Consider the following 12,881-nt stretch of genomic DNA (forward strand, 5'->3'; position numbering starts at 1 on the left):
ACGCAGTGGCAATGGATGCTCGTGGGATCCGGATCGACGGGCGGCCGCAGGTGGTGCTGTGCGCGTCGCTGTTCTACTTCCGGTTGCCGCGGGAGCAGTGGCGGGCACGGCTCGATCAGGTGAAGGCCTCGGGCTACACCTGTGTGGACGTGTACCTGCCGTGGAACTTCCACGAGCTCGCGCCCGGTCGCTGGTCGTTCGACGGCCGGCGCGACGTCGCCGCGTTCCTGGACCTCGCGCACGAGGTAGGGCTGTACGTGATCGCGCGGCCCGGTCCGTACATCTGCTCGGAATGGGACGGCGGTGCGCTGCCGGCCTGGCTCGGTCTCGATCCCTCGTTGCAGGTGCGCCAGAACGAGCCACGCTTCCTGGCCTGGGTGTCGGAATGGTTCGACCAGGTGCTGCCGATCATCGCCGCCCGTCAGTACGGCGCGGGCGGCTCGGTCATCATGGTCCAGTTGGAGAACGAGCTCGACTTCTTCGACTGCGCGGACCGCACCGGCTACATCACCGCGCTGCGCGACCAGGCTGTTGCCCACGGCATCACGGTGCCGTTGATCGCCTGCGCCGGCCAGGGTGACCTCTTCGGTGCCACGGGCAACGTGCAGGACGTCGTACCGGCGTGCAACTTCTACCCGAACGACGACTCGCCGGACATCGAGGCAGAGGTACGGCGGTACGCCGAGCTGCTCGCCGATCGGGGGCTGCCGTTGCTGATCACCGAGACCAACCGGCGGCACCGCACGCTACGGCGGCTGCTGGCCAGCGGTGCGTCGTTGATCGCGCCGTACCTGCAGGCGTCGGGGTGGAACTTCGGCTACACCCCGTCGAGCGGGAACTGGGGCAACCCGGGCAACTTCATGAGCCACGGGTACGACTTCGGCGGGTACGTGTCGTCGACGGGTGTCGAGCGGCCGGAGTACGCCGAGGCGCAGGTGTTCGCGCGGGTGCTCGAAGCACTGGGATCGCGGTTGGCACTCGCCAGATCGGGCGGATCCGTCGAGGTGGTGGCCGACTTCCCGACCAGCTCGTCGCCGTCGGTGCTCGATCTCGACGGCGGTGGTCGGCTGGTCGCCGTACCGAACCTGGGTACGACGGACGGCCGGGCGATTGTCAACGGGGTGTCCGTCGCGGTCGCGGCCGACTCCTGTCCGTTGATGCTGGTCGACCTGCCGCTCGGGGACAAGACGCTCACCCTGGCCTCCGCCGACCTGATCGAGTTGTCGGACGAAGGACTGGTGTTCTCCTCGAAGGTGCCGGTGACCGTTGTCGTCGGCAACACGCCGGTCGAGATCGCGGTCGGCGCACGCCTGGTCGTCGACGGTGTGCCGGTCAGCGTGGAGGCCCCGGGTGGCGTCGTACCGCCTGAGAAGGCGGCTGCCCGTGAGGTGACCGTTGTGCGGCGGCGGAAGACTGCGGCTCCGGCCAAGCCGGCCGGTACCCATGACCTTCCGCCGACGCTGGAATCGCTCGGCGTCTACCGAGGCCGAGGGACCTACAGCACCACGGCGAACCTGACCGGTGTGGACGAGTTGCTGCTGGTCGGAGCGGCCGACATCGTCGACCTGTCTGTCGGCGGCCGGGTCCAGACGCTGGCCGGTTTCGGAGCCACTCAGCGGATCGACGTCCGCGGCCTGCAGGGTGAGATCCAAGCGACGGTGGAAATCTGGGGCCACGCGAACTTCGACGACGCGCGGTTGCCGGCGCTCAGGCTCGGTGCGCTGCGGGGGCTCGGCACCGTGTGGGCGGTTGCCGACGTCGAGGACATCTCCGCGCTGTGGACGGTCGAGGGTCACTGGGCCGGCGAGCCGGCGCCGCTGCGGAGCCTCACCGGCTGGAGCAGCACCCGGGTCGGTACGCCGATCACGTACACCCGGCGCATCGAAGCCGAGAACACGAGCGCCCTGCACTTGACGGGTGTCCGTGAGCCGGTCAGCGTGACGGTCGGCGAGGGGGAGCCGATCACGGTGCACGCCGAGGACCCGTGGGTGCTGCTGCCGGGCGGCACGAAGCAGGTTTCGGTGACCGTGGCACACCATCCGAGCGGCGGGGGTCTCCGGGCCGAGCTCCTCGAACTGCAGCCGGTGACCGACTGGACCTGCGCCGTCCAGGACGACGAACTGCTGACCGCCTTCGCCCGCCAGGACGGTACGGCGACCGAGATCGAGCTGCCGCTGACGCTGGAGCCGGGGGAGGAGGCCTGGCTCGACGTGGAGCTTCCATCGTTGCAGAATGGATCGGTTGTCCGGCCCGAGGGAACGCAGCTGCGGGTCACCGGCTGGGCTTCCGGCGAATGCATCGGACGCGTCTGGACCGGCGAGCGTCCGGCCTTCTCCGGCGGCGATCCCGACGTACTGTGGATCCCGCCGGGCTGGTCCGGGCTGACGCTGCTGGTGCGGGGCGCTGGCGGGCCGGCCACTCCGGAGCTGCGAACGCTACGGATCGAGTCACCGAACTGAGGGGGAGAGGTTGCCGAGGCAGACGTCTCGTGATCTGCGCAACGAGAGCCGGTTCGAGGTTCTGCACGCGCTGTTCTCACTCGGCCCGTCGACCCGCCAGGAGATCGCGAAGCACACCGGACTGAGTACAGCGACGGTCGCCACGCTGGTGACCCAGTTCCTGGCCGAGGGCGTACTGCGGATCGCGACGGTGGAGCAGAACACGGTCGGCCGCCCATACGAGCGGCTCAGCATCGACCCCGACCGCGGCCGGATCCTCGGGATCGACGTGGCCGAGACGTACGTCGACGCGACCGTGTACGACGTCACCCTCGGACCGCTCGGCCAGAGCGCGGTCGCCCTCGACGAGCACGAGAACGACCCGGCGTACGTCGTCGACGGCATCGTCCGCGCGATCGAGGCGGCGGTCGAGGCCAGCGGGGTCCGGCGCGACCGGATCATCGGCGCCGGCGTGAGCATGCCCGGCCAGGTCCGCCCGGACGCCGGTGTCTCGGTCTTCGCGCCGAACTGGGACTGGCACGAGGTGAAGATCGAGGCCCTGCTCGAGGAACGTCTCGGCATGCCGGTGTACGTCGACAACCCGCTGAAGGCGGTCGCGCTGTCGGAGCTGTGGTTCGGTGTCGGCCGGGAGACGAAGACGATGGCCGTGGTCAACCTCGGCACCGGGGTCGGCGCGGGGATCGCGATCGACGGTTCGCTGCTGCGGGGCGCGGCCAACAACGCGGGCGAGTGGGGACATACGCTGCTGCAACTGGACGGCCGGCAGTGCCGGTGCGGCCGGCGCGGTTGCGTCGAGGCCTATCTCGGGGTGCACGGGCTCGAGATGTCGCTGGCCGAGATCGACCCCGACCACCCGGCTCTGCGTGAACCGCTGCAGCGGGGGTTCGTCGACGCGGTCGCGGAAGGACTGGCCAACGACGACCCGGCGCTGCTCGAGCTTGCCCGTCGTACGTCGCACTACCTGGCGGCGTCGCTCGGTGACTTGGTGAATCTGCTGAACGTCCCGTACGTCACGCTCACCGGGTGGACGACCAGGGCGTTGGCCGAGTGGCTGCTGCCCGCCGTACGGGAGGAACTGCCCGACCACGTGCTGCCGGGCTCCCGGCCCGGCCTGACGGTCGAGGCGTCCCGCGTCCCGGGCAACCCGGTGGCGCTCGGGATGGCGACATTCACCTTGGAGCAGTTCCTGGGCGCCTTGGGCCTGGCAAGCTCAGCAAGCGCACCCGGCACCCGCCGCCGCCTACGCACCCCTACCGCCAAGGCTTGAGCGCTGGGGGTGTAGAGCTCGACGTCCGGGACCTAACCGGATAGCCCTCGCAGCCTGCTGCGCGCGCTCCTCCGTCGCGTGCTACGCCGGCAGCCCCACCCACCCCTTTTGCGCTCGCGCTGCTCGCTGGTGCGCTCGCGCTGCTCGCGAATGACTGCAGGTGGTCACGGGCTGGCGTGGCGGCGGAGTGGGGTGAGAGGTGCTGTAGTTGTTGTGAGCAACCGGAACGCCGCCCGCTCCTGCAGCACCCGCCGTCGCAGTCGAGCGGGTGGCTCCCCAGCCGCGGCCGCCGCCAACCGATCCAGGGTGGAAGCGTGACAGGTCGACCCGGCGTGCGAGTTCCCCGCCGTTCACGCCCGCGTCGTCCAGCGCCCCGACCAGCACGCCGAGGAACTCGTCGAACGCATCGCTTCCCATCACCCCATCGTGCCCGGCCAAGACCCACCTCGCTTGACCGAACTTGCGCTGTCTGGGGCGTCGGCTTGTGCGCGGGCGTGGGGGGACGGAGGGTTGCCGCATGGATCTTGTCATTGGGGTCGACGTGGGGACGGGGAGTACGAAAGGTGTGTTGACGACGGTCGACGGTGTTGTGAAGGGGGTGGCTCGGCGGGAGCACGGGATGAGTTTGCCGCGGGCGGGGTGGGCGGAGATGGATGCCGAGCGCGACTGGTGGGGCGATGTGGCCGATGTACTGCGGGAGCTGACGTCGACGCATACCGGTGAGCGGATCATGGCCGTCTGCGTCTCGGGTCTCGGGCCGTGCGTCGTACAGACCGACGAGGACCTGCGGCCGCGGCGGCCGGCCATCCTGTACGGCGTCGACACGCGCGCGACGCGGGAGATCGAGGAGATCACCGGCCACCTCGGCGCCGACGCGATCCTCGAGCGATGCGGGAAGGACCTGTCCAGCCAGGCGATCGGGCCCAAGCTGGCGTGGTTGCGGCGCGAGGCCGGTGAGACCTGGCGGCCGCGGGATCGCTGGTTCAGTGCGCACACGTACGTGGTCGCGCGGCTGACCGGGGAGTGGGTGCTCGACCACCACACAGCCAGTCAGTGCGACCCGTTCTACGACATCCGCAAGCAGGACTGGGCGACCGACTGGGTCGAGGAGGTGCTGCCCGGTCTGGCGCTGCCACGACTGGTCTGGCCTTCGCAGCAGGTTGGTCGGGTCCATCGGCGGGCGGCTGAGGCGACCGGGTTGGCCGAGGGTACGCCGGTCGTGGCCGGCACTGTCGACGCCTGGGCCGAGGCATTCAGTGTCGGCGTACGGCGTCCAGGCGATCTGATGCTGATGTACGGCTCGACCATGTTCTTCGTGCAGGTGATGACCGCGCCGACAAGTGTGCGCGGACTGTGGACCACGTCGGGCGTCGAGCCGTCGTCACACACGCTCGCTGCCGGTATGGCGACCTCCGGCACCATCACCACCTGGCTGCAGGACCTGACCGGGGGTGTGCCGTTCGAGACGCTCGTTGCCGAGGCTGCCGCTGTTCCGGCGGGTAGTGAAGGGCTGGTGATGCTGCCGTACTTCAGCGGAGAGCGGACGCCCATCTACGATCCGCTGGCGCGTGGAGTCATCGCCGGACTGACTCTGCGACATCACCGTGGGCATCTGCTGCGAGCGGCGTACGAGGGAATCGCCTGTGGGGTAAGGCAGATCGTCGGTGCGTTCGAGGAGGCGGCCGGGCGGCCCGCGCGGATCGTCGCGGTCGGCGGCGGTACGCAAGGCGGGTTGTGGACGCAGATCGTGAGCGACGTGTGCGGGCTGGAGCAGCAGGTGCCGGCACAGACGATCGGAGCGTCGTACGGCGATGCGCTGCTGGCGGCGATCGGGGTCGGACTGGTGCCACCCGAGACGGACTGGGCCACGCTGGATCACACGGTCACGCCGGATCCGTCGACGTCGGCGGCGTACGCGACCCTCTTCCAAACCTTCACCGAGCTCTACCCGGCAACGCGTCACCAGATCCACCGACTGGCCCGTTCCGTCTGAGCCGGTCGCGTGTGGTCAGGTGAGATCGCGGACGTGGAGGACGGCGCCGTTGGGGACGTCGCGGTCCAGCAGCGACCAGATCTTCCGGGCCACGTCCTCGGGTTTCGCCAGGCCGCCCTTGGCCGCCAACTCCCGGAACCGGGGCGCCTCCGGGAACACGTCCTCGCTGGACTCCCGGAGCAGGGCCTGCATCGCGGTGTCGACCGAACCCGGTGCGATCGAGAGGACCCGGCAGCCGGGATCGCGGCGTTGCTGTTCGAGGCCCACCGCACGTACCCATTGGTCGATCGCCGCCTTGCCGGCGCAGTAGCTGGACTCGCCTTCGTGCGGCCAGCGGCTCGCGCCGGACGACAGCATGATGAGGTGCTTCTCGAGGTCGTGGCCGGCGACCGAGCGCAGGAACGCGTGGCCGAGGACCTGAGCGGCCGCCGAGTTGAGCAACACGTTCCGGGTGTACTCGGCGGTGTCCGTCGTACCGGCCGGGCCCAGCGGCGTCAGCGTCGCCGCGTTGTGGACGAAGATCACCGTGTCACCGTCGAACCCGGCCAGCCGCCGGGTGAAGTCCGCCTCGACCACGGGCCACGAGGTCGGGTCGGACAGATCGACGGCGACGTGATGGGTTCCCGGCGTACCCCCGCGGCGCGACAGGTCGATGATCTCCGCGTCGCCGACCAGCGTCGCCGCGAGCGCGGCTCCGAGACCGGCGGACGCACCGGAGATCCACACCAGCATCCGCCGAACCATCCTCATCGCGGGCTCACCGGCCCATACCGGTTACCCGACGGCATGCCGACGTCACTCATCTGCGGTCCCCCTGCGAAGTGCGCACTACCCCCAACGGCAGCCTACGTCCGTTTGACTGCGAGAATCCCGAGATGCCAGTCGCCGGCCGGAATCGGTGCCTCTGGCACCCATGATGGAGACCGCCTGTGTACACACCGACCGCGCACGTGATCGCCGCCGCCTTCGACCTAAGGGAGCCGGTCGGTGAGCTGGTGCTGGTCCGGCGCGGGGACACCGATACGTGGCGGCTGGAGACGGCGTCGGGCAGTTACTTCGTGAAGGGGTACTGGCCGTCCACCGGTGGGCAGTTCGTTGCCGGGGGGCTGCTCGACCAGCTTGCAGTGGCGATGGAGTTCGAGGAGCGGGCGCATGCGGCCGGAATCGACATGGCCGAGCCCGTGGTGCCGGTCGAGCCGGTGGAACGCTGGGTGACGCGGATCGAGGACCGTCTGTTTCGCGTGCATCGGTGGATCGAGCACCGGGCGATCACACCCGACGACGACATCAGCGAATGGCTCGGCCGGACGATGGCCCAGGTGCACCAGCTGCAGCCGCTGGACGGGGCCGGTCTGCCGGATTGGTGGCGTACGGCGCTCAGACCGCGAAGCGATTGGGAGGAGTGGTTCACCGAGGCCCGCCGGCGGGGTGAGCCGTGGGCGGAGATCGCCTGGGAACGGTTGCCGCGCATCCTCGAACTGACCGCTCGGATCGAGGAGGTGTGCGAGGTCGCTCCGGACCTGGTGACGACGCACGGCGACTTCAAGGCGCACAACATGTTGATGTCACCGCGCGGACCGGTCCTGATCGACTGGGACAGCGTACGTGCCGACAGTGCGGCACTGGAGGCCGGCCGAGCCGCCCACATGTTCGGCCCCAAGACCCTCGACGCGTACGTCGCCGCCGGCGGCGACCTCTCCTGGACCGGCGACAACCTCTACCTCAGCGTCACCCGCAACCGGTTGCAAGCCGTCTTCGAGCGGGTCCAGGTCCTGCTCGGCCGGTTGCCCACGCCGCGGTGGATGGCGGATCGGCAGACAGTCGTCCGCGAGCTCACCGCACTGCTGAACGGGTTTGGCTGAACAACCGGCCGTAGTCGGTCGGCCTGGCCGCGGTGCCGGCGGCGCGGAGCAGGCCCCACAACAGCGCCGAATTGGCAGTGAGGACCGGGCGGCCGAGGTCCTGTTCGAGCGCGGAGATGATTCCGACGCTCCGGAATCCGTTGCCGCCGACGAAGACGGCGTCGGCCTGGTCGGGGGTGTGCCGGACGATCCACGTGAACAACTCGGACGGGTTGATGCTGCGCTGATTGCTCGGCACGCCGCACGGCGCATGGACGACGACGTCCAGACCCTGCGCGGTGAAGTACTCGGCCCCGAGCCGGTTGAGCTCCGCGTCGAACCACGGCGGGTCGAAGAGCGCGATCCGGCGCGCAGTCAGCGCACGCAGCCCGGCCACCGCCGACGCGCAGGTCGACACGACCGGGACACCGGCGCTGTGCCGCATCAGCCGGTCGAGCACCTTCTGCTCGCCGTCCACCCCGACGACGTACGCCGCACTCGTGAACCCGATGCCGATGGCACCCAGCGGCGCGGCCGCCAGCAACGACACCGCCTCGTCGATGTGCGGCGGCTCGACGAACGCCTGGACCGGCGCGAGCGGAATCGTCGGATCCATCACCCCGCCGTGGGTCATCGCCCCGAAGCGAACCCGGGCCGCATGCACGCGCACCCCGTCCGGAGCCATCGCCTGCAACTCCGACTCGGGCCCCACATCACCGTGCGGCGTCAGCACCCCGAGCCGAACCCTGACATCCCACCCGTCCGACTGCCACATGACGCGCTCCTTCCCCCGTTGTCGATTGTGCGTCGACAGCCGCGGCAGGTGAACCCCAAGAGGCCGGCCGGGTGACCGTCTAGCTGACGAGAGCCGCCACGGTCTCCAGGATGCGCCAGTCCTCCTCCGCGGTACGGCGTACGTCCGGGCTGATGTAGGTGTCCAGGACGACGTACTCCGCCCCCAACTCGGCCAGACCGGCCAGGTCCGCCCGGATCTGATCGAGCGACCCTTCGCCGAGCACGCGATCGTCATCGTCCAGCCGGCTCGTCGGATGAGCCCGGATCCGCGGACAGAGCTGCGGAGCGTCCACGCCCGCGTCGGCCGCGGCTTGTCGCAGCATCGGCATCCCCTTGTCGCGCAGCCAGTGCGGATGCGGGTTGATCGGATGCCAGGCGTCGCCGTACCGGATCGCCCGCCGAATCGCGGCCCGGCCCGCGCCGCCGACCCAGACCGGCGGCCGCGGGACGGGCCGCGGCCCGGTGTGGATGTCGTCGTACGGCGCGTGAGGTCCGGGGGACGAGGTGAGGTCGTTGCTCCAGGCATCGACGATCGCGGCCAGGTACTCGTCGGTGATGGCGCCCCGGCGTTCGAACGGTACGCCGAGCGCGGCGTACTCCTGCTCGGACCACCCCGACCCCACACCGAGGATGAACCGCCCGTTGCTGAAGTGGGCGAGATTCGCGCCGACCCGGGCGGTCTGCAACGGATGGCGGTAGGGAAGGACCGCGACTGAGGTGCCGAGCCGGAGCCGCGTGGTGTGCGCGGCGAGCCAGGTGATCGTGGTGAACGGGTCGTAGAACGGGACCGGGTACAGGGCCTGGACCTCGGGGGTGAGGGCGATGTGGTCGGAGATCATCGCCAGCGCGAACCCGGAGTCCTCGGCGAAGCGCGCCCAGCCGAGTAGGGACTCCGGTGTGGTGCCGGGGCCGTAGTTGAGCAGGTTCAGGCCGAGCCTCACCGGCGGGACTCCAGGAAGGCCGTGAACGGCTCCCGGGCCTCGGGCAACTCGAGCTGCTCGATCCGGCCGGGATCGAGTCGCCGGGCGGCGGCCTGGATGTCGACCAGCACCGGGGCGAACGGCGTACCGAGATCGGGCACCCACTCCTTCGGCGCCGCGTACACGATCCGCTCGACCTCGGCCGCGATCGCGACCGTGTGGCAGATCGGGCACGGCTCGCAGCTCGAGTAGAGCGTCGTACCGGCCAAGGTGATCGTCCCCAGCTCCCGGCACGCCGCCCGCACCGCCACCACCTCGCCGTGCGCGCTCGGGTCGTTGTCCCGCAGCGCCGTGTTCACCCCGGTGGCCACGACTCGGTCACCGTTCACGATCACCGCTCCGAACGGGAGCTGGCCCTGCTCACCGTTCACCCGCGCCAACTCGACCGCCTGCCGCAAGAACACAAGATCCATGAGCCGACGCTACCCGGCCGAGGGTTCCGAAACTGGTGGCCCGGAGAAGGTTTGGGCGGTCACCCGCCCGGCAACCTGCGGCTTCTACATTGAAGGGAGCCGTCACATGACGAGCACATCGGATCGGCATCTGACCGAGTCCGCCGACGGCGGGAGGGAAGAGGTCGCCCGGCGCGAGGCCGAGCATCTGAAGGACGTGGGTACGGCGGCCGCCGGAGACGTCGCCGGGACCGCCAAGGAGAAGGCATCCGAGATCACCTCGGACGTTCGCGAGCAGACCCGGCGGCTGGCCGGCGAGACCCGGGAGCAGCTGACCGGGCAGATGTCGGAGCAACGTGACCGTGCGGTCGGGGGACTGCGCGGGATGAGCGAGGAGCTCCGCGGTATGGCGGAGCACGGTCAGTCGGGCTGGGGTGCCCAACTGGCCCGGCAGGGAGCGACCTGGACGGACCAGGTGGCGGAGTTCCTGCAGGACCGGGAGCTCGGCGATGTCCTCGAGGACCTGCGCCAGATGGCGCGGCGCCGGCCAGGCCGGTTCCTGCTGGGCGCAGTCGCCGCCGGGGTCGTCGCCGGACGGATGTCGCGGGCACTGGCCGGCGGCTCGAGCGGAGCGGACCGGGGCACCGGGGACTCGGTGGGTTCGAACGGGTCCGTCGGTGACGTGGGCGTCCCGCCGAGCGCGGTGGGAGACTTCGGCACCCCGGCCGGCGCTGTGGCGACGGGCGAGCCCGGGACACCGACCGGTACGGCGACGGGAGGCATCGGGACACCGACCGGTGCAGCGGCGACGGGGGACTTCGGTACCTCCACGACCACCGGCAGCCAGCCGATGTCGCCAGGTCCGACGCCGACCGACCCCCTGGGTACGCCGCCGCGACCGATGGGGCAGTGAGATGACCGGGCCCTACACAACCGGCGATCCGATGCCGGGGACGAGGTCACCCGACCAGCCGTCTCCCGATCAGTCGCTGGGAGAACTGGTCGCCCGGTTGGGCAACGACCTCAGCACGCTGACGCGGCAGGAACTGGCGCTGGCGAAAAGTGAGCTGACGGACGAGGCCAAGAAGGCGGGAAAGGGCGCCGGGATGCTCGGCGGCGCGGCGGCGGCCGGCTGGCTGCTCGCCCTGTTCCTGTCCCTGACGCTGATGTGGCTGCTCGGTGAGGTCATGCACCTCGCGTGGGCAGCGCTCATCGTCGCCGCGATCTGGGGTGTCGTCACGCTGGTTCTGGCGATGACCGGGCGGAACGAGTTGCAGCGCGTCAGTCCGACCCCGGACCAGACGATCGAGAGCGTGAAGGAGGATGCCCAATGGCTGACACGGAAAGACTGACCCGGGACATCGAACAGACCCGGCGTGATCTCCGCGACGACGTGGACGCGCTGACCGACAAGATGAGCCCGCGGCGCGTGGTGCATCGGAGGATGGACCGTGCCAGGTCCGGTATGGCGAACTTCCGGCACCGGGTGATGGGTGCGGTCGGGGACACCGTCGGCTCGGTCGAGGGTGCCGGCAGTTCCGCGGTCGGCACGGTGCAGGAGACCGGGTCGAAGGTCGGGCAGGCGATCCAGTCCGCGCCGCAGCAGGCCCGGGAGCAGACGCGCGGTGCGCCGCTGGCGGCCGGCGTGGTCGCGTTCGCGGTCGGCTGGGTGATCTCGGCTGCGCTGCCGGCGTCATCCAAGGAGAAGGAACTGGCTCAGCAGGCCAAGGACAAGGCCGGCGGCCCGGTGATGGAACAGGCCGGTGCGGTGGCCGAACAGCTGAAGGAGAACCTCCAGCAGCCGGCCGAGGAGGCCGTCCAGCATGTCAAGGAGACCGCAACGCAGGCAGCCTCCGACGTCGCCGACGAAGGCCGCTCGGCCGCGGACCGCGTCAAAGAGGAGACAAAGGACTCAGCCAGCACAGTCCGGCACCCCCAGTAGGCCCGATCTGGGCAATCCGACCGCGATGATCGCCACCGCCGCGGCCCGCCGCGCGGGCCGCGGGGCGGGCCGGCCGTGTGCTGGGTGTGCGGGTGGCCGAGCCCCACGCCGGTGGGTTGACCGGCGTGGTGAGCCTGGCGCCTGCCGAGCTACGTCGTTCCTCCGGTGCTTTCGCGGATGATCAGGTCGTAGTTGGCGGGGACCTCCTGGGCGGGGGAGTCGTCGCCTTCCAGCCGGCGGAGGAGTTGGGTGACGGCGAACTCGGCGATCTGCGTCTTGTCGGGGCGGATGGTGGTCAGGCTCGGCGTGGAGTAGCGGCCGTCCTCGATGTCGTCGAAGCCGACCAGGGCGATGTCCTCGGGGACGCGGAGACCACGGCTGAGGATCGTCCGCAGGGCGCCCAGCGCGAGCAGATCGTTGTAGCAGAAGACCGCGTCGGGCGGATCGGGCAGGGCGAGCAGATCGGCCATCGCCGCGGCGCCGTCGGCCCGGTGGAAGAACTCGGTCGGACGGATCAGCTCCGGAACGATCTCCAGACCGGCGGCGCGGAGAGCGGTCTGGTATCCCTGGGTCCGCAGCCGGCCGGTCCGGCGACTCTCGTCGGACTGGTCGCCGATCGCCGCGATCCGTTGCCGCCCGAGCTCGATCAGGTGCCGGGTCGCGAGCTCGGCCGCCCCGACGTTGTCGATCATGATGTGGTCGAGCCCGCCCCGGACCACGCGCTCACCCAGCAGCACCACGGGGGTGGACGACGGCCGGTCGCGCAGGTCCGCGTCGCCGAGTGCGAGCGGGTTGAAGATCAGCCCGTCGAACATCGCCGCCCGGTTGCCGCGCATGACCAACTCCCGCTCGCGGACCGGATCGCCGTCGGTCTGGTCGACCACCACCGTGTAGCCGGCGGACACGGCCTGCTCGATCACGGCCCGGGTGAGCTCGGCGAAGTACGGCACGTCGAGCTCCGGCAGCACCAGCGCGATCAGCCCCGACCGACCGCGCCGCAGCGTCCGGGCCACCGCGTTCGGCTGGTACCCGAGCTCGTCGAGGGCGCGCTGCACCCTGGCCCGCGTCTCCGGCGCGACCTGCGGAAAGTCGTTGACGACGTTCGACACCGTGCGGACCGAGACCCCGGCCAGCTCGGCGACTTCGCGCAGTGTGGCGGGCACTGTGCACCTCGTTTCCGGTCGAATCACCTCTTGACACTTGCAACGTTGC

At 70.3% G+C, this 12,881-nt stretch carries 12 protein-coding genes; 7 read left to right on the plus strand and 5 right to left on the minus strand.

The window, feature by feature from the left end:
* Positions 1-11: 11 nt before the first annotated feature.
* The 3 genes from ACYVOK_RS17935 (at position 12) to ACYVOK_RS17945 (ending at position 5,719) form a co-directional block, all read left to right on the plus strand.
* A complete protein-coding gene (locus tag ACYVOK_RS17935; RefSeq protein ID WP_460663580.1) occupies positions 12-2,459 on the plus strand; it encodes a beta-galactosidase in 2,448 nt (815 codons plus the stop codon).
* A gap of 10 nt (positions 2,460-2,469) precedes the next feature.
* Positions 2,470-3,726, plus strand: a complete 1,257-nt coding sequence (locus ACYVOK_RS17940; protein WP_460663581.1) for an ROK family protein — start codon at positions 2,470-2,472, stop codon at positions 3,724-3,726.
* Between the two features lie 517 nt (positions 3,727-4,243).
* Complete coding sequence (locus ACYVOK_RS17945) at positions 4,244-5,719, plus strand: FGGY-family carbohydrate kinase (protein ID WP_460663582.1); 1,476 nt, start codon at positions 4,244-4,246, stop codon at positions 5,717-5,719.
* 15 nt (positions 5,720-5,734) lie between these two features.
* Here the strand turns inward: ACYVOK_RS17945 and ACYVOK_RS17950 are convergent, their stop codons facing one another.
* Complete coding sequence (locus tag ACYVOK_RS17950; RefSeq protein WP_460663583.1) at positions 5,735-6,469, minus strand: SDR family NAD(P)-dependent oxidoreductase; 735 nt, start codon at positions 6,467-6,469, stop codon at positions 5,735-5,737.
* A gap of 179 nt (positions 6,470-6,648) precedes the next feature.
* Here ACYVOK_RS17950 and ACYVOK_RS17955 point away from each other — a divergent pair, with 179 nt between their 5' ends.
* Positions 6,649-7,581 carry an aminoglycoside phosphotransferase family protein gene (locus ACYVOK_RS17955; protein WP_460663584.1) on the plus strand — a complete coding sequence of 311 codons (933 nt, stop codon included), beginning with the start codon at positions 6,649-6,651 and terminating at the stop codon, positions 7,579-7,581.
* Here ACYVOK_RS17955 and ACYVOK_RS17960 read toward each other — a convergent pair.
* From ACYVOK_RS17960 to ACYVOK_RS17970, 3 genes are all read right to left on the minus strand, one after another.
* A complete protein-coding gene (locus ACYVOK_RS17960; protein ID WP_460663585.1) occupies positions 7,553-8,335 on the minus strand; it encodes a maleate cis-trans isomerase family protein in 783 nt (260 codons plus the stop codon). The genes ACYVOK_RS17955 and ACYVOK_RS17960 overlap by 29 nt on opposite strands.
* A gap of 79 nt (positions 8,336-8,414) precedes the next feature.
* Positions 8,415-9,296, minus strand: a complete 882-nt coding sequence (locus ACYVOK_RS17965) for a TIGR03619 family F420-dependent LLM class oxidoreductase (RefSeq protein ID WP_460663586.1) — start codon at positions 9,294-9,296, stop codon at positions 8,415-8,417.
* Positions 9,293-9,748, minus strand: coding sequence for a nucleoside deaminase (locus ACYVOK_RS17970; protein ID WP_460663587.1), 456 nt, complete (start codon positions 9,746-9,748; stop codon positions 9,293-9,295). Before ACYVOK_RS17970 ends, ACYVOK_RS17965 begins: the two co-directional genes overlap by 4 nt.
* Positions 9,749-9,854: 106 nt before the next feature.
* Between ACYVOK_RS17970 and ACYVOK_RS17975 the strand changes: the two genes are divergently transcribed.
* Genes ACYVOK_RS17975 through ACYVOK_RS17985 form a run of 3 tightly spaced genes read left to right on the plus strand, consistent with a single transcriptional unit; the run spans position 9,855 to position 11,669 of the window.
* A complete protein-coding gene (locus ACYVOK_RS17975; RefSeq protein WP_460663588.1) occupies positions 9,855-10,640 on the plus strand; it encodes a hypothetical protein in 786 nt (261 codons plus the stop codon).
* Position 10,641: 1 nt separating this feature from the next.
* The gene (locus tag ACYVOK_RS17980) at positions 10,642-11,079 is read left to right on the plus strand and encodes a phage holin family protein (RefSeq protein WP_460663589.1); all 438 of its coding nucleotides are present in this window, start codon (positions 10,642-10,644) and stop codon (positions 11,077-11,079) included.
* Positions 11,058-11,669, plus strand: a complete 612-nt coding sequence (locus tag ACYVOK_RS17985) for a DUF3618 domain-containing protein (protein WP_460663590.1) — start codon at positions 11,058-11,060, stop codon at positions 11,667-11,669. Before ACYVOK_RS17980 ends, ACYVOK_RS17985 begins: the two co-directional genes overlap by 22 nt.
* Positions 11,670-11,818: 149 nt before the next feature.
* Here ACYVOK_RS17985 and ACYVOK_RS17990 read toward each other — a convergent pair whose 3' ends face one another.
* Entirely contained in the window at positions 11,819-12,832 is a 1,014-nt protein-coding gene (locus tag ACYVOK_RS17990) for a LacI family DNA-binding transcriptional regulator (protein WP_460663591.1), read from the minus strand.
* Positions 12,833-12,881 lie beyond the last annotated feature (49 nt).

This window comes from Kribbella swartbergensis (assembly GCF_054784135.1).